The organism is Afifella sp. JA880 (assembly GCF_025379905.1).
GTDB lineage: Bacteria > Pseudomonadota > Alphaproteobacteria > Rhizobiales > Afifellaceae > Afifella > Afifella aestuarii.
This window is the reverse complement of sequence record NZ_JAOANH010000002.1, coordinates 540382-558093: the sequence shown is the minus strand read 5'-3', so window position 1 is coordinate 558093 and position 17712 is coordinate 540382. Positions and strand designations below refer to the sequence as shown.

Here is a 17712-nt window from a genome sequence, read left to right as displayed (position 1 = left end):
CATTCGGCGCCTCTCTCACTCGGCCGCTTCCATTGCCGGGGCGATGCGGCGGGCCTGACGGGTCTGCTCCTCATATTCCTGCTGCCAGTCGCTCGGCCCATTCGACAGCGCGACCTGGACGGCGGTCACCTTGTATTCCGGGCAGTTGGTCGCCCAGTCGGAGAAATCCGTGGTGATGACGTTCGCCTGCGTGCCGGGATGGTGGAAGGTCGTGTAGACGACACCCGGCGCGACGCGGTCGGTGATGCGGGCTTTCAGCGAGGTCTCGCCGGAGCGGCTGGCGAGCCGCACCCAATCGCCGTCCTTGATGCCGCGCTGTTCGGCGTCGTGGGGATGGATTTCGAGGCGATCTTCCTCGTGCCAGACGGTGTTCGCCGTGCGCCTCGTCTGCGCGCCGACATTGTACTGGGTGAGGATGCGGCCGGTCGTCAGAAGGAGCGGGAAGCGCGGGCCGGTCTTTTCGTCCGTCGCCACATATTCGGTGACGACGAACTTGCCCTTGCCGCGCTGGAAGCCGCCGACATGCATGACCGGCGTGCCCTGCGGCGCCTTCTCGTTGCACGGCCATTGCACCGAGCCTTCCTTTTCCAGGAGATCGTAGGTGACGCCGGCAAAGCTCGGCGTGGTGGCGGCGATCTCGGCCATGATCTCGCGCGGATGGGTGTAGTTCCAGCCGCAGCCGAGCGCGTTCGCCAGAAGCTGCGTTACCTCCCAATCGGCATAGCCGTTCTTCGGCGCCATGACGCGGCGGACGCGGTTGATGCGCCGCTCGGCGTTCGTAAAGGTGCCGTCCTTCTCCAGGAAGGTGGAGCCCGGCAGGAAGACATGGGCGTAATTCGCCGTCTCGTTGAGGAAGAGGTCGTGGACGACGACGCATTCCATGGCGGCGAGACCGGCGGCGACATGCTTCGTATCGGGGTCGGATTGCAGGATGTCCTCGCCCTGGATGTAGATGCCGCGGAAGGAACCGTCGACGGCGGCATCGAGCATGTTGGGGATCCGAAGCCCCGGCTCGTCGTCGAGGGTGACGTTCCAGAGCTTTTCGAAGATGTCGCGCGTCGCCTCGTCGGAGATGTGGCGGTAGCCCGGCAGCTCATGCGGGAAGGAGCCCATATCGCAGGAGCCCTGAACGTTGTTCTGGCCGCGGAGCGGGTTCACTCCGACGCCCGGGCGGCCGAGATTGCCGGTCGCCATGGCGAGATTGGCGATCGCCATCACCGTGGTGGAGCCCTGGCTGTGTTCGGTGACGCCGAGGCCGTAATAGACCGCGCCGTTGCCGCCGGTCGCATAGAGACGTGCCGCGCCGCGGATGGTGGCGGCCGGCACGCCGGAGATTTTTTCCACTTCCTCCGGTGAGTTGCGCGGCTCGGAGACGAAGGCCGCCCAATCCTGGAACTCGTCCCAGTCGCAGCGCTCGCGGATGAAGGTCTCGTCGAAGAGGCCTTCGGTGACGACGACATGGGCGAGCGCGGTCAGGACCGCGACGTTGGAGCCCGGCTTCAGGGGCAGGTGATAAGACGCCTCGATATGCGGCGAGCGCACGAGATCGATGCGGCGCGGATCGATGACGATGAGTTTGGCGCCTTCGCGCAGACGCTTCTTGAGGCGGGAGGCGAAGACCGGATGGCCGTCCGTCGGATTGGCGCCGATCAGGATGACGACGTCGGTCTTCTCGACGCTGTCGAAATCCTGCGTGCCGGCGGAGGTGCCAAACGTGGTCTTGAGGCCGTAGCCGGTCGGCGAATGGCAGACGCGGGCGCAGGTATCGACATTGTTGTTGCCGAAGCCGGCGCGCACCAGCTTCTGGACGATGAAGGTCTCTTCATTGGTGCAGCGCGAGGAGGTGATGCCGCCGAGCGCGCCGCGTCCGTATTGATGCTGGATGCGGCGGAATTCCGACGCCGTATGGGCGAGCGCCTCCTCCCAGGAGACCTCGCGCCAGGGATCGGTGATTTTTTCCCGGATCATCGGGTTGAGGATGCGATCCTTGTGATTGGCATAGCCATAGGCGAAGCGGCCCTTGACGCAGGAATGGCCGCGGTTCGCCTTGCCGTCCTTGTAGGGGACCATGCGGATGAGTTCCTCGCCGCGCATCTCCGCCTTGAAGGAGCAGCCGACGCCGCAATAGGCGCAGGTGGTGACGCGCGCATGCTCCGGCAGGCCGTTGTCGATCACCGATTTTTCCTGGAGCGTCGCCGTCGGGCAGGCCTGGACGCAGGCGCCGCAGGAGACGCATTCCGATGCCAGGAATGCCTCGTCCTGGCCGGCGGCGACCACGGAGCCGAAGCCGCGGCCTTCGATCGTCAGCGCGAAGGTGCCCTGCACCTCCTCACAGGCGCGCACGCAGCGCGAGCAGACGATGCATTTCGTGGGATCGAAGGTGAAATAGGGATTGGTTTCGTCCTTCGGCCGGTAGCGCGGGTTCGCCTCGCCGTTGTTCCTCGCCTTGACGTGGTTGGCACCGTCATAGCCGTAGCGCACGTCGCGCAGTCCGACTTCGCCCGCCATGTCCTGGAGTTCGCAATCGCCGTTTGCCGCGCAGGTGAGGCAGTCGAGCGGGTGGTCGGAGATATAGAGCTCCATGACGCCGCGGCGGATCTCCTTGAGGCGCGGCGTCTGGGTATGCACGACCATGTCCGGGGCGACCGGCGTGGTGCAGGAGGCGGGCGTGCCACGCCGTCCCTCGATCTCGACGAGGCAGAGGCGGCAGGAGCCGAAGGATTTCACCATGTCGGTGGCGCAGAGTTTCGGCACCTGAATGCCGGCTTCGGCGGCCGCGCGCATGACCGAGGTGCCGGCCGGGACGCTGATCTCGAAGCCGTCGATCGTGAGCGACACCGTCTCTTCGGAGGTGGAGGCGGGTGTGCCGTAGTCGATTTCGTGAATGAGGCTCATCAGGCTGCTCCTCGGCTCTACTCGGCGGCTTCGGCGAAGGGGGTTGGGCGGAAATCGTCGGGGAAATGTTCGATCGCGCTCAGGACCGGGAAGGGCGTGAAGCCCCCGAGGGCACAGAGCGAACCGAAGCGCATGGTCTGGCAGATGTCGGTCATGAGGGCGATCTGCGCGTCAGGGTCTTCGCCCGCCGCGATCCTGTCGACGACCTCGACACCACGCACGGAGCCGATGCGGCAGGGGGTGCACTTGCCGCAGGATTCAATGGCGCAGAATTCCATGGCGAAGCGGGCCTGCTTCAGCATGTCGACGGTGTCGTCGAAGACGACGATGCCGGCGTGGCCGATCAGGCCGTTCTTCGCGGTATAGGCTTCGTAATCGAAGATCGTGTCGAAGAGGGCGCGGGGGAAGTAGGCGCCGAGCGGGCCGCCCACCTGCACCGCCTTGACCGGTCGGCCGCTTCTCGTGCCGCCGCCGATCTCGTCGACGAGCTCGTGCAAGGTGAGGCCGAAGGCGATCTCGAAGAGGCCGCCATTCTTGACGTTGCCCGCGATCTGAATGGGGATCGTGCCGTGCGAATGGCCGACGCCGAAATCGCGGAAGAATTCCGGCCCGTGGTCGAGGATCGCCGGCACGGTGGCAAGCGAGATGACGTTGTTGACGACGGTCGGGCGGCCGAGAAAGCCCTCATGGGCGGGAAGCGGCGGCTTCGCGCGCACGACGCCGCGCTTGCCTTCCAGGCTGTTCAAAAGCGAGGTTTCCTCGCCGCAGACATAGGCGCCGGCGCCCATGCGGATTTCCATGTCGAAGGCGTGGCCGGAGCCCAGAATGTCGGAGCCGAGAAAGCCGTGGCTGCGGGCAATGGCGATCGCGTCGCGCATCGTTGCGATGGCATGCGGATATTCGGAGCGGGTGTAGACGTAGCCCCGCGTCGCGCCGGTGGCGAGGCCCGCGATCACCATGCCCTCGATCAGCATGAAGGGGTCGCCCTCCATGATCATGCGGTCGGAATAGGTGCCGCTGTCGCCCTCGTCGGCGTTGCAGACGATGTATTTCTGCTCGCCCTTCGCTTCGGCGACGGTCTTCCACTTGATGCCGGTCGGAAAGCCGGCGCCGCCGCGACCGCGAAGACCCGACGTGATCATCGTCTCGACGATCTCTTCGGGCGTCATCATCACGGCATTGCGCAGCCCCTTCAGACCGCCATGCGCCTCGTAATCCGCCGGATCGAGCGGATCGATGATGCCGCAGCGCGCGAAGGTGAGGCGGGTCTGGCGGGCGAGGAAGGGGATTTCTTCCGTTTTGCCCTGGGCGAGGGGGTGGTCGCCGCCCGTGAGAAAGCCCGCATCGAAGAGGGAGGCGACGTCTTCGGGCGCGACCGGGCCATAGGCGAGGCGGCCGTCTTCGGTCGCCACCTCGACCATCGGCTCCAGGAAGAAGAGGCCGCGGGAGCCGTTGCGGATGAGGCGAATGTCGAGGCCGCGCGCCTCCGCCTCGCGGGCGATTGCGGCCGCGACCTTGTCGGCGCCGAGCGCCAGCGCGCCGGCATCGCGCGGGACGTAAACCTTGATGGGGCCTTTGACGGGATCGGTCATCGCCGGGCCTCGTCGAGAAGCGGGGCGAGGCGGGTCTCGTCGAGGCGGCCGGTCACCTCGCCGTCGAGCATCGCGGCCGGGGCGCAGGAGCAGAGGCCGAGGCAGTAGACGGGTTCGAGCGTGACGGCGCCGTCGGGCGTCGTCTCATGCCAGTCGATGCCGAGGGCTAATCGGACACGGTCGGCGATTTTTTCGCCGCCCATCGACTGACAGGCCTCGGCGCGGCAGACCTTCAGGACATGGCGGCCGGAGGGGGTGTGGTGGAAGTCGGGATAGAAGCTGACGACGCCATGGACTTCGGCGCGGCTCAGATTGAGGCGGTTGGCGATGACCGGCACGGCCTCTTCCGGCACGCAACCGAACTCTTCCTGGAGATCGTGCAGGATCGGCAGGAGCGGGCCTTCGAGGGCGGCGTTGGCATCGACGATCGCTGTGGCACGGACGGCAATGTCCGCTGCGCCTGTCTGGGCAGTCATTCTTCCTCCCATGGCCGGCGATTGTTTTTGCCGGATTTCTTATTGCGGTAATTTTGACGCGCGACGTCATGTCTTATCAATAGTGTTATCCCGTCGAGTGATCGGGAAAACCTATCGAGCGCTAGGCCGAGGGCCGTTTCTCTCGGGGCAGAAGCTGCGAAACCTTGCGGGCTTCGGCGAGAAGGGCGGCAAGAACCGGCGTGTGCGGCTCGCGGTAGGCGGCGACGAGGCCGATGCTTTCCGCGGCCTCCGGCTCCACGATCGGGATCGCCGTCAGATTGTCCAGGCGGCCGAAGGCGTCCACCAGCCGCCAGGGCATGACGCTCGACCAGCGGCCGGTGCGCACATGGGCGAAGAGGGTGATGACGGAGTTGGATTCGAGCGTCGGATCGGCGCTCGCACCGGCCTCGCCCATCTTCTGATTGATGATGCGGCGGTTCTGCATGTCGGGCGTCAACAGGCAGAGGGGTGCGCCCGCCACCTCTTTCCAGGTGATGCTCGACTTGCCGGCATGCGGCCCGTCCGCCTGGGTGACGAAGGCGTAGCGCTCCTCGTAGAGCGGGACCGTGGTGACGCGGCCGAGCGGCTCGTTGTCGAGATAGGTGATGCCGACATCGATCTCGAGATTTTCCAGAAGCGACAGGATCTCGACCGAATTGCGCGACAGGACGGTGAAGGTGATGCCGGGATGGGCTTCCGCAAAGGGCGCGGTCAGCTCGGCGACGGCGGAGAGCGCCGTCGGGATGGCGGCGATGCGCAGATGCCCGGAGAGGCCGTACCGCGCGGTCCGCAGATCCTCCTGCATGGAGCGGACGTCGGCGACGATGCGGCGCGCCCATTCGAGCACCCGCTGGCCTTCCGGCGTCAGCCCCTGATAGCGCGAGCCGCGGCGAACGAGCATGACGCCGAACTGGTCTTCGAGCTGCTTGATCGCCGAGGAGAGCGTCGGCTGGGTGACGCGGCAATCCTCTGCGGCACGGCCGAAATGCTTCTCGCGGGCAAGCGCGATGAACATTTCCAGCTTGTCGATCATGAGCGTCTCCCGCCGCCTTGCGGATCTTCGGCCCGCCTGCGACGTGCCCACGATACAGGATGCGGGCGTTCTGGAAAGGCGTCCGGGCGACAGGCCCAGACGCGGGGCGGCAAAGCGGCCGGCTGCAAGGCCCGGCTAGGGGCGGGAAAGAGGGCCGGGCGATGTGCCCGGCCGCAAGCTTTGTCATTCGGCAGCGGCGACGACGCGCCCTTCCACCTCTTCCGTCGTCTCGTCGATATGGTGCTTCTCGTGCACCGGACGGACGAGGGAATTGGCGATGAGCGCCAGCACCAGGAGCCCCGCCATGCAATACATGGTGGTGTTGTAGAGGCTCGGTGTCGGGTCGACCGTGCCGGCAGGGGCGATCTCCATCAGCCGGCCGATCGTCACCGTGTTGGCGGCGATCATCTGGTCGAGCTGATCGATGCCGGCGCCGAATTTCTCCCGGAAAACGGAAGGATCGACGCGCGCGGCGAGATCGTGGATCGCGTTCGACAGGGACATCTGACGCAGCTGCGTGATGGCGAGGGGTCCGAGAACACCCGCCGTGCTCCAGGCCGTCAGAAGCCGGCCATGGATGCCGCCCACATATTTGGTGCCAAAGATGTCGGCGAGATAGGCCGGGATGGTGGCAAAGCCGCCGCCATACATGGTGAAGATGATCATCGTCGCGGCGTAGAACATGACGAGCCAGGTCACCGCCGGATCGACGCTCACCTGCTGGGCCGCAAACGGGATCGACAGGTAGAGGATCGTGCCGAGAACGAAGAAGCAATAATAGGTGTTCTTGCGGCCGATATAGTCCGATGCCGAGGCCCACAGGAAGCGGCCGACCATGTTGAAGACCGAGATCATGAAGACGTAGGTCGCCGCGAAGGCGGAATTCACGATCAAGGGCAGGGTGGTGCCAAAGATCTCCGTCATCATGGTCTTGGCGACGCCGATGACGCCGATGCCCGCCGTGACGTTGAAGCAGAGCACGATCCACAGAAGATAGAATTGCGGCGTCTTGAGCGCCTGGTCGATGTGGACGTCGTTGTCGGAGATCATCTTGCGCTGCGCGACATGCGCGGCGGCCGGCTCCCAACCGGCCGGCTTCCAGCCCTCCCGCGGCACGCGGTAGGAGAAGGAGGCAATCACCATGACGACGAAATAGATGACGCCGAGGGTGAAGAAGGTCATCGCGGCGCCGGTGTTGCCGGTGCCGGCGACGTAGATGCCGGGCTCGATGGCGACGGGCGCTGCGGCGACCTGCTTGGCGCCGGCGACGACGACCTCGACCATCTGGCCGTTGACCTCGGCCATGCGGCGGCCGCCCTCGGTGACGAGGGAGACGGCGCTTTCCGGCCCGAGATAGGTCGGAACCTCATAGAAGGTGCGCAGCAGAAATTCCTTGATCGGCGTGGCGATCATGGCGCCGCCGCCAAAGCCCATGATGGCCATGCCGGTCGCCATGCCGCGCCGGTCCGGGAACCAGCGGATCAGGGTCGAGACGGGCGAGACATAGCCGAGGCCGAGGCCGCAGCCGCCGATGACGCCGTAGCCGAGATAGACGAGCCAGAGCTGGTGGGTGACGATGCCGAGGCCGCCGACGATGAAGCCGCCGCCCCAGCAGAGCGCGGCGACGACGCCGACCATGCGCGGGCCGACCTCTTCGAGCCACTTGCCGGCGAAGGCCGCGGCAAGGCCCAGAAAGACGATGGCGACGGAGAAGATCCAGACGACGGATTGCAGGCTCCAATCGCCGGCGGAGGCGGCGACGACGCCGAATTCACGCGTCAGCGGCGGGTTGAAGATACTCCAGGCATAGACGGAGCCGATGCACAGATGGATGGCGATCGAGGCCGGCGGGACCTTCCAACGGTTGAAGTTCTCGCCGGCGACGATGTGTTCCTTCTTGAGGCTGTCGAACATGTCGCGATTTTCCCTCCCGGGCTCGCCCCGCCGCGCCGCGTGACCGCGGTCTTTCGGCAAGTGAGCGCCCCTTGTCGTTTCCTCCCTGCGCGGAGCATGGCCGCGCAGCGCCCGCCCGTTTTTTCGGCGTGGCGTGAGGACGCTACGCAAGAGGGATGCCAGAGCGGGGGCGGTGGGAAAGCCGCGGTTTTCCGGGAGTCCTGTCGAGGGGCAGAGGGACAAAACGTCCCTCGGACGGGAAGAGACGCCAGCAAAAATAGGACAAATTGTCTCTGTGACGCCGAGTTTGCAGCGGGGCGATCTGGTGCCGTCAGCGCGCTTCGGGGAGCCAGATCACGAAGGTCGTGCCTTCGCCCGGCGTGCTCGTGACCGTGAGCGCGCCGCCCTGCTGAACGATCAGCGTCTGGCTGATCGAGAGGCCGAGGCCGGTGCCCTCCTGGCGCTTGGTGGTGAAGAAGGGATCGAAGATTTTCGACAGCACCTCCGGAGGGATGCCGGTGCCGGTGTCTTCGATCGCGATCTGAATGCCCGGCGTGCCGTCGCGATCCGTATCGGAGGTCGTAATCGTCAGCCGGCCGCCGTCCGGCATGGCGTGGATGGCGTTGACGATGAGGTTGACCAGCACCTGCTGCAGCTCGGTGCGGTTCATGAGGACGAGGCGGGTGGCGGTGTCGCGGCGCGCGACCTCGATCTCCGCCTTGTTGAGGAGATGCTGGACGAGAGGCAGGCAGTCAGCGACGACATCGGCGGGGGCGTGGCTCTCGATGAAGCCCGCATATTCCTCCGGCCGGGCGAATTGCAGGAGTTTCGTCACGATCTGGCCGATGCGGTCGATCTGTTCGTCGATGAGGCGGATCTCCGTTTCGGCGGGGGCGGCGGCGTCGCCGAGGATCGAGCGCATGACTTCGAGATTGCCCTGCATGACGGCGACGGGATTGTTGATCTCGTGGGCGACGCCCGCCGTGATCTCGCCGATCGCGGCGAGCTTTTCCGACATGATGAGCTGTTTCGTCGTCGCCTCGAGCTGGCGGTTCGCTTCGCTCAGCTCGCGCGTGCGGTCCGCGACGCGGGCGTTGAGCTCCTCGTTCCAGGAGCGGAGTTGCCGGTCGCGCTCCTGCACCTGATCGAGAAGCCCGTCGAGATGGGCGGCGACGCGGGCGATCTCGTCTTCATTGTCGGGAAGGGCGGTGCGGGCGCTCATATCGCCGGCCTCGACCTTGGAGATCGTCTCCGTCATGCGCTCCAAGGGGCGGAAGACGGAGCCCGCCCAGCGCAGGAAGAGCGGCACGCTCAAGGCGGTGACGGCGGCGAAGGCGGCGATGAGGGTGAGAAGCGAGACGAGCTTGGTGCGCTGAAACGGCGCTTCCAGGAAGCCGACATAGAGCATGCCGACGCGGCGCCCGAAACTGTCGGTGATCGGCTCGTAGGCGGAGATGTACCAGTCGTTGACGACGAAGGCGCTGTCGAGCCAGACGCGGCCTTCGCCGAGAACGGCGGAACGCACGGCGGCGGAGACGCGGGTGCCGAGGGCGCGCTTGTCCTCGAAAAGCCGGACATTGGTGGAGACGCGCACATCGTCGAGAAAAAGGGTCGCCGTACCCTGGCTGCCGGCGGGCAGGCTCTCCTCGCGGTAGACGAGGTCGTTGATCGTATCGATGAAGACGAGGTTCTGGTTGAGGAGAAGGCCGCCGACGAGGGCGGCGGGGCCCTGGCCGGGCAGGCGCACGGGGCTTGCCGAATGCACGACCATGCCGCGGGTTTCGGCCGTCTTGTCGGTCGGCACGGCGTTGGGCGTGTCGACGAGGGGAAGGCGCGCCTGCGCGGCCAGCGCCGGCGAAATGGCGGCGAGGTCGTCGCCGGAAAAGATGTCGACTGCCGTCGTGGGCTTGCCGGCAAGGGCGCTTTGGACGACCGGCCGGTCGCCCGAAAGGTCCGGGGCTGCGCCGGACGGGGAAGTGGCGCGCACGCCGTCGCCGGTGCTGACGAGATAGAGAAAATCGAGGCCGAGCGCCTTGCGGCTCTTCTCCAGATAGGCGGCGAGCGGGGCGGGGGCATCGGCCTCGATCACGTCCCGGAATTCGGCGGAGCGGCCGAGCGCATCGATCTCGTCGCCTGTCGTCTCCAGGATGCGGTTGAAATACTGGTCGGCGATGGTGAGGTCGCCATGCACCTTCGACTTCAGAAGCTGGTCGAATTTCGCGTTCCAGCGGACGATGGTGACGCCGAGAAGAAGCGGCAGGATGACGAAGGTCGGCAGGAGCGCGATCGCCAGGAGACGGAAGCGAACCGAGCGGTGCCGGCCGATTTTTTCCGGACTGGGCCGCGCAAAGCTGGACTGCGCAAGTCCGGACCGCGCCGGCTCCGACGTCATTTCAGCGGCTCCAGCTCAGATGTTCCAGGCTGAGCATTTGCGGTCGATGGTCTTGCGCGAGATGCCGAGGCGGCGGGCGGCTTCGGCACGGTTGCCGCCGGTTGCTTCGAGAACGCGCAGGATATGGCGGCGCTCCACCTCTTCGAGCGCTTCGCCCGGTTCGCCGGTGATATCGGGGGCATGCGTGCTTTCCGCGCCGGGGGCGGGATCGCCGCGAAATTCCGGCGGGAAGCGGCCGAGGATGAGCGAGCGCTCGATGAGGTTTCGGAGCTCGCGGACATTGCCGGGCCAGTCATAGGCGGCAAGGCCCGCGCGCACGGCAGCGTCGATTTCGACCGGGGGCATGCCGAGCTGCTTCGACAGGCGCTGCATGAAGAGGGTGGCGAGCTCGATCACGTCCTCGCCGCGGGCGGCGAGCGGCGGCATGGCGATCTGCATGACGTTGATGCGGTAGAAGAGATCGGTGCGGAAACGGCCCTCTTCGACGGCGGCTTCGAGGTCGGCATTGGTGGCAAAGATGAAGCGCACATCGACCGGCACTTCGCGCTCCGAGCCGACCGGGCGCACGCGCCGGTCTTCGATCGTGCGCAGGAGCTTGCTCTGCATGGGAAGCGGCAGTTCGGCGATCTCGTCGAGAAAGAGCGTGCCGCCATGGGCATGGATGAAGAGGCCCTCGCGGCCCGCATCGGCGCCGGTGAAGGCGCCTTTGAGGTGGCCGAAAAGCTCCGCCTCCAGCATGTCGGTCGGTACGGCGGCGCAATTGACGGCGACGAAGGGCTTGTCGGCGCGCTCGGAGAGGGCGTGGATGGAGCGCGCCGCCACCTCCTTGCCCGTGCCGGACTGGCCGGTGATCAGAACCGAGGTCGGCAGGGGCGCCACGCGGGCGATGGTGTCGCGCACCTCGCCGATGCCGGGGGAATGGCCGATCAGCTTGTCGCGCAGAAGCATGTGATCGGCGGTGGAGCGCAATTCGTGGCGCAGAACATGGATTTCGCGCTGCAGGCGGATCCGGTCGAGGCAGCGCGCGACGGCGTTGAGGATCTGGTTGGAGCGAAAGGGTTTCAGGACAAAATCGACGGCGCCGGCGCGCAGCGCCTGGATGGCGGTTTCGAGATCGGCATAGGCGGTGATCAGGATCGCATCGGCGAAAAGGCCGATCTCGCGCTGTTCCGTCAGCCATTCGACGCCGCTCTTGCCGGGCATGATGTTGTCGAGAATGACGACGTCGAAATGGTGCTCGTCGAGCCTCTTGGAGGCTTCGGCCGTGTCGGCGGCCTCTTCCAGGCGCTTGCAGCGGGGTTTTAGCGTGCGGACGAGAAAATTGCGCATGCCCGGCTCGTCGTCGACGACGAGGATCGAGGCCTGGGCGAGCCAGGGCCCGAATTCTGGAACGCGCGGCGCAGGCTCAACGCTGCGCGCGGCAGTGAGGCTCATGGGGCGAGGCTCATGGACGGTCCTCAAGAGGGTTTCCTCGGTTTCTCGCGAGGATGGACCCCCGAGAGAAATCGTTTTCTTGTTTGGAGCCATGATGGGCACAAGCCGGCCCGAATGCAAAGAGCGGGCGGACAACGCCTGCGGATTGCGGCTGCGGACGGCGGCTATCCGGTCTGCGGCTCGTTTGCGAAAGAAGGCGGGGCTTCGGCGTCGCTCTGGCGCGTAATCGTCTGGCGCACGAGGAGGTCGGTGTTCGGCGAAAAGCGTGCCTGGAGCGGCAGCATGGCGGCGCCCAGAACCCGCGCCACTGGCCCGACGGAGCCTGAGACGATCTCGGCCCGGCTGAGGCCGAGACGGTTGAAATCCTGCACGGCCTCGGCGAGGTGGCCGGTGATGCGGGTGCGCCAGGCCGGTGGCAGCAGGCCGTCGACCACGATCGTCTCGAAATCGATGACGCTCATGGCCGAGATGACGGCACGCGCCATTTCCTCCGCCGCCTGCAGGGCCCAGACATCGAAGATACGTGCCGCTCCCGGAACGTCGTCGCCGCGCAGAAGCGCCTCGCCGGCGTCGATGCCTTCCTCGATGAAGGCCTGCTGCAGCTGGATGATGGAGGCGGTGTGGATGAGCTGCTGGGGGGCGCCCGTGGCGCTTTGATGCGCGGTCGGCATGGAGCCGATGGCGCCGGCGTTGAACTGCTCGCCGCGATAGAGCTTGCCGTCGATGACGATGCCGCCGCCGATGAAGGTGCCGAGATAAAGGTAGAGCGCGCTGCGGCGGGTGACGGCGTCGCCGAGGATCACTTCCGCGGCGCAGGCGGCCGTCGCGTCGTTGTGGAGGGAGGCGGGGAGGCCCGTCGCCTCCTGAAGCGCTGCGGCGACGTCGATGTCGCGCCAGGCGTCGAGCGTGCCCGGCGCGAGATCGAGCTCCGGCGCCCAGGATTCAAGCTCGCTCGGCATGGCGATGCCGAGGCCAACGACGCGCTTTCTGGAGGCGGCGTCGAGGGAGGCGAGAAGGTCGCTCGCCTGGGCGATGGCGAGGCGGACCGTCTCTTCGGGCAGGGGTGCGTCGTAGCTTTCCTGGGCGGATGCGATGACCTCGCCCACGAGATTGACCAGGATCGCCTCGACGCTGCGGCGGCCGATCTTGACGCCGAGCGAAAAGGCGCCCTTCGGATTGGGGGCGATCGGGGTCGAAGGCTGGCCGACCTGGCCGCGGACCTTGTCGCGCTTGATGAGAAGACCTTCGGCGAGGAGCCGGTTGACGATGACGGAGGCGGCCTGGCCGGAGAGGCCGGTCTCGCGCGCGATCTCCGCCTTCGACAAGGCGCCGGCGCGCAGGAGCGCGTGGATGATCAGGCGCTCGTTGTAGGCGCGCAGCCCGGTTGTGTCTCCGCCTCGCATCTCGCCGTGCCTTCGCAGTCCTTGCGGTTCGTCCTCTTGCGGCAGGGCAGGCTAGCTGAAAGGAAATTAAAAAACCAATGTGATTTAGTTATTGACTTTAGGTGTCCGATGTGGATGGGTGCGTGCGCCATGGCTGCCGGTCAGGCGGCGCTGCGCTGCCTATCTCTGGGGGTCGGCTCGTGTGGAAGCCGCCGGCCCGAGCGCGGCGCCGCCGACCATCCCGGCCCGCCGAGCAAGATCATAAGGCCGGAAAGACAGGCCAAAAACGGGCCGAGAAAAACAGGCAGCCGGCGGGAGGAGAAGATGCAGCGAGGCTTTCCTCACATTCCGACAGGAGCGGCCTGATGTTCGTCGTCTGCGGCGAGGCGCTCTGGGATCTTTACGGTTCGGATCAGGGCGAAGGGCTCTCCTTCGACGCGCGCATCGGCGGATCGCCTTTCAACGTCGCCGTGGGGCTCGCCCGGCTCGACCAGGAGGCGGCGCTCTTCACCGGTCTTTCGACCGATCTTCTGGGCGAAAAGCTTTTTGCGGCGCTCAAGACGGAAGGCGTGGAGACCGGGTTTCTTCTGCGCTCCAGCCGACGCACGACCCTCAGCCTTGTGACGCTCGGCAAAGACGGCTCGCCGTCTTATGCGTTTTATGGAGACGGGGCGGCGGACCGGGCCGTCAACCTGTCCGATCTGCCGGTTTTCAGCCGCGATATCTGGGGCGTGCATGCCGGCTCGTTTTCGCTCGTCACCGAGCCGATCGGCACGAGCCTTCTGTCGCTCCTGGGGCGAGAGGCTGGCGAGCGGCTGGTGACGCTCGATCCCAATGTGCGCATCAACGTGGAGCCGGATCTATCCCTCTGGCGCGAGCGTCTCGACGCCTTCGTGCCGACGGCCGATCTCATCAAGGTGAGCGAGGAGGATCTCGGGCTTCTTTATCCGAGCGCGCCGCCGGCGGAGACCGCCGAACGCTGGCGGGCGGCAGGAGCGACCCTGGTCGTCGTCACCTATGGCCGGGAGGGGGCGGAAGCCTTCGGCTCGTTCGGACGGGTGTCCGTCAAAGGCTCCAAAGTCGACGTCGTCGATACGGTCGGGGCGGGCGACAGTTTCATGGCCGCCTTGATTGCAGGCCTTTCAGAGCGCTCGACGAAATCGCGCGAGGCGCTGTCCCTGCTGCGCCGGGACGAGGTGGAGGCGCTTCTCGCCTTCGCCACGGAGGCGGCCGGCATCACCTGCGGACGCCGCGGCGCCGATCCGCCCCGGCGAGCGGAGCTTGGTGCTGCCGCCAGCCTGGACGGGTGATGGAGGTTTTTTCGAGCGGTCTTGCGAACGGACGGCCGCTCGGAGAACGGCAGATCAGGCGCGGGAGCGGCCGTAGGCGCCTTCATACGCCACGCGACGGATTTCGCTGCGGTCGAAGCCCATGTCGGCGAGGTCGCGGTCCCGATAGCCTTCCAGCTCGCGAACGAGTTCGCCGTACTGGTAGCGCTGCTTCACGGACGTCCAGGCGCGCGACAGGAGGGTGCGAGCGCCATCGCCCATCGATACGGTCGAGGCCGGCGCGGCGAGCGGCCCGGAAGCGGGGCGTGCGAGAGTGAGGGTCTTCATGTGGCTTCTCCATCATGGGACGGCAGGGGGAATTGCCGTCTGAATTTCTGTTCGTGGGCAGGCAGTCTGCCTCGACGGGCTTTCGCCGGCCTGTGTTGCATTGCGGTAGTTGCCTGCAACCGCTCTTTGGTGCGCTTCCACGAACCCGTTTTTATCTTGATGGTGTCGGGCCCTACGCCGATATTGCGGCGCATCATAATCGTGCTGTGATGCACAAATAATGACGGCGGCGGCGCTTGCGAAGGCGCCCTTGGGTCAAAGGGGCTGTGACCCAGCTGCAAAGCCGAGGTGTGATGGAACTTCCGAGCCAGATGATCCTGTTTGCGACCGTGGTCGAAAGCGAGAGCTTTTCGGCGGCGGCGCGCTCCCTCGGCCTGACGCCATCGGCGGTCAGCCGGCAGATCGGATTTCTGGAAGATCGGCTCAAAGTGCGGCTTCTCAACCGCAGCAAGCACGGCCTGTCGCTGACCGAAGAGGGGCGCGCCTTCTACGAGCGCTGCGCCGATCTCGCGGCCAGGGTCTCGGAGGCGGAAAACCTCGCCACCGCGATCAGCGGCCAGCCTGTCGGGGTCTTGCGGATCGCGGCCACCGTCGCCTTCGCCAAGGCACAGCTTCTGCCGATCATGCCGGAGTTCATGGCGCGCTATCCGGAGCTCAAGGTCTCGCTCGAGGTGACGGATCGGCCGATCGATCTCGCGGCGGAGGGCATCGACGTCGCCATCCGCTTCACCGAGCAGGTGGAGGACAGTTTTGCGGTGGCGCGCAAGCTCGCCCGCAACCGGCGCGTGATCTGCGCCGCGCCCGCCTATCTGAAGCGCGCCGGCACGCCCACGACGCGCCAGGATCTCGCGCATCACAATTGCCTGCGCCTGTCGACCGTGACGCGCTGGAACGACTGGCATCTGGAAGGGGCGGAGGGGGCCGATCCCGTGCCGCTCACCGGCAATTTCGAGGCCAACAGCGCCGATGCGATCTATCACGCGGCGCTTTCAGGCCTCGGGATCGCGCGGCTTTCGACCTATCTCGTCGGCGAGGACATCAAGGCCGGGCGGCTCGTCAGGCTCTTGCCGGATTATGCCGACGACGGGTCGGACATTCTGGCGCTCTATTCGGAAAAGCGGAATCTGTCGCCGCGGGTGCGCGCCTTCATCGATTATCTGAGGGCGCATTTCGGCAATGTGCCGCCCTGGGAGCGCGAAGAATAAACGCGCCTTTCAGGATTTGATACTCGGCAGTTTCAAATTTTATAGACTGTGTGACATTGGCGCTAAGTCACGAGGGAATCGGGACTTATTCTGCTGTCATGCTAATTGCAAAATCAAAGTGATTTATTTATTTGACAGCGGCAAAACCGCGTGATCTAGTCTTGTGCAAGTTGCCGTCGGGTCTTTCCCTTCGTGCAGCGGACGACAATTTAGATATCCGAAGATGAGGCGAGGGCCGCGGTTTCGCGCAACTTCGCCCTTCATGTCCGTGCCTTTCGGCGCGGGCAGAGGGATGCGATGTCGACATCCGGTGTCGTGTCTTTCCCGTAATGATAAGCCGCGAGGCCTTCGGGCCGAAGACGCGCAACGGAGGAAACCTGATGAGACGCTCCCTTTGGGCGGTCGGCGCTGTATCCGTCCTCGCCTTCACTGCCGCAGCGCATGCCGAAACGATCACCATCGCCACCGTCAACAATGGCGACATGATCCGCATGCAGAAGCTCGCCGAGGATTTCACCAAAAATCATCCCGATATCCAGTTGGAATGGGTGACTTTGGAAGAAAACGTTCTGCGCCAGCGCGTGACGACGGATATCGCCACCAAGGGCGGTCAGTACGACGTCATGACCATCGGCAATTACGAAGTGCCGATCTGGGCGAAGCAGAACTGGCTCGTCGCTCTCGACGACATGCCGGACGGCTACGACACCGACGATATCCTGCCGTCTATCCGCAGTGCGCTGACCTATGAGGACAAGCTCTATGCGGCGCCGTTCTACGGGGAATCGGCGATGGTCATGTACCGCACCGATCTCGCCGAGAAGGCCGGTGTGGAAATTCCCGATCAGCCGACCTGGGCGGACATCAAGAAAGCTGCCGAGGCGATGACCGACAAGTCCAACGAGGTCTACGGCATCTGCCTGCGCGGCAAGCCGGGCTGGGGCGAGAACATGGCGTTTCTGACCGCCATGGCGAATTCCTACGGCGCGGCCTGGTTCGACAAGGATTGGAAGGCCCAGCTCGACAGCGACGAATGGAAAGCGGCGGTCAACGACTACCTCGACATGATGAACGAATACGGGCCTCCGGGAGCCTCCTCGAACGGCTTCAACGAGAACCTGTCGCTCTTCCAGCAGGGCAAATGCGGCATCTGGATCGACGCCACGGTCGCTGCCTCCTTCGTGACCGATCCTGACGAATCCACCGTTGCCGACAAGGTCGCCTTCGCGCAGTTCCCGAACAAGGAAGGCGTCGACAACCACGGCAACTGGCTGTGGTCGTGGAACCTCGCCATTCCGACGTCGACGGATTCGGAGGATGCCGCCAAGCAGTTCATCGCCTGGGCGACATCGAAGGATTACACGAAGCTCGTCGCCGAGAAGGAAGGCTGGCGCGCGGCACCTCCGGGAACCCGCACCTCGCTCTACGAGAACGAGGAATACCAGAAGGAAGCGCCATTTGCGGAAATGACGCTGAACTCGATGCAGGCGGCGACGCCCGACAAACCGTCCGTTCAGGACGTGCCGTATACGGGCGGACAGTTCGTCGCCATTCCGGAGTTCCAGGGCATCGGCACGGCCGTCGGGCAGATGTTCTCAGCTGCTCTCGCCGGACAGATGAGTGCGGACCAGGCGATCCAGAACGCCCAGCAGCTGACGAACCGCGAGATGACGAAGGCCGGCTATCCGAAGTGATGCGCGGCGCGTGACCGGCCGCATATCGCCGGCTTCACGAACCTGCCTGGGGCGGTCGCCGACGCCGTGACCGCCTCGACATGATCGGCGCGGACGGATG

General features: G+C 65.6%; 12 protein-coding genes. 3 read left to right on the top strand and 9 right to left on the bottom strand.

Annotation, left to right across the window (positions count from 1 at the left end; all coding sequences use genetic code 11):
* Window positions 1–15: 15 nt before the first annotated feature.
* The 8 genes from fdhF to NYQ83_RS10805 form a co-directional block, all read right to left on the bottom strand.
* Entirely contained in the window at window positions 16–2895 is a 2880-nt protein-coding gene (gene fdhF, locus NYQ83_RS10840) for a formate dehydrogenase subunit alpha (protein WP_261214626.1), read from the bottom strand.
* Between the two features lie 17 nt (window positions 2896–2912).
* Window positions 2913–4487, bottom strand: a complete 1575-nt coding sequence (locus NYQ83_RS10835) for a formate dehydrogenase beta subunit (protein WP_261214624.1) — start codon at window positions 4485–4487, stop codon at window positions 2913–2915.
* Window positions 4484–4963, bottom strand: coding sequence for a formate dehydrogenase subunit gamma (locus tag NYQ83_RS10830; RefSeq protein WP_261214623.1), 480 nt, complete (start codon window positions 4961–4963; stop codon window positions 4484–4486). The genes NYQ83_RS10835 and NYQ83_RS10830 overlap by 4 nt, the downstream gene beginning before the upstream one ends.
* Before the next feature lie 121 nt (window positions 4964–5084).
* Window positions 5085–5996, bottom strand: a complete 912-nt coding sequence (locus NYQ83_RS10825) for a LysR family transcriptional regulator (RefSeq protein ID WP_261214621.1) — start codon at window positions 5994–5996, stop codon at window positions 5085–5087.
* Between the two features lie 183 nt (window positions 5997–6179).
* Window positions 6180–7910, bottom strand: a complete 1731-nt coding sequence (locus tag NYQ83_RS10820; RefSeq protein WP_261214620.1) for an OFA family MFS transporter — start codon at window positions 7908–7910, stop codon at window positions 6180–6182.
* A gap of 310 nt (window positions 7911–8220) precedes the next feature.
* Window positions 8221–10281, bottom strand: a complete 2061-nt coding sequence (locus NYQ83_RS10815; protein ID WP_261214619.1) for an ATP-binding protein — start codon at window positions 10279–10281, stop codon at window positions 8221–8223.
* Between the two features lie 15 nt (window positions 10282–10296).
* Complete coding sequence (locus tag NYQ83_RS10810) at window positions 10297–11715, bottom strand: sigma-54-dependent transcriptional regulator (protein ID WP_261214617.1); 1419 nt, start codon at window positions 11713–11715, stop codon at window positions 10297–10299.
* Between the two features lie 164 nt (window positions 11716–11879).
* A complete protein-coding gene (locus tag NYQ83_RS10805) occupies window positions 11880–13118 on the bottom strand; it encodes an ROK family transcriptional regulator (RefSeq protein ID WP_261214616.1) in 1239 nt (412 codons plus the stop codon).
* Between the two features lie 344 nt (window positions 13119–13462).
* Here NYQ83_RS10805 and NYQ83_RS10800 point away from each other — a divergent pair, with 344 nt between their 5' ends.
* Window positions 13463–14407, top strand: a complete 945-nt coding sequence (locus tag NYQ83_RS10800; RefSeq protein ID WP_261214614.1) for a carbohydrate kinase family protein — start codon at window positions 13463–13465, stop codon at window positions 14405–14407.
* Between the two features lie 54 nt (window positions 14408–14461).
* On the opposite strand, the gene NYQ83_RS10795 is transcribed toward NYQ83_RS10800, so the two are convergent.
* Window positions 14462–14713 (bottom strand): DUF1127 domain-containing protein, encoded by a 252-nt coding sequence (locus NYQ83_RS10795; RefSeq protein ID WP_128291292.1) that lies wholly within the window; start codon window positions 14711–14713, stop codon window positions 14462–14464.
* A gap of 293 nt (window positions 14714–15006) precedes the next feature.
* Here NYQ83_RS10795 and NYQ83_RS10790 point away from each other — a divergent pair, with 293 nt between their 5' ends.
* On the top strand, window positions 15007–15918 hold the full coding sequence (locus NYQ83_RS10790) for a LysR family transcriptional regulator (RefSeq protein WP_128291293.1): 912 nt from the start codon (window positions 15007–15009) through the stop codon (window positions 15916–15918).
* 380 nt (window positions 15919–16298) lie between these two features.
* On the top strand, window positions 16299–17612 hold the full coding sequence (locus tag NYQ83_RS10785) for an ABC transporter substrate-binding protein (protein ID WP_128291294.1): 1314 nt from the start codon (window positions 16299–16301) through the stop codon (window positions 17610–17612).
* Window positions 17613–17712 lie beyond the last annotated feature (100 nt).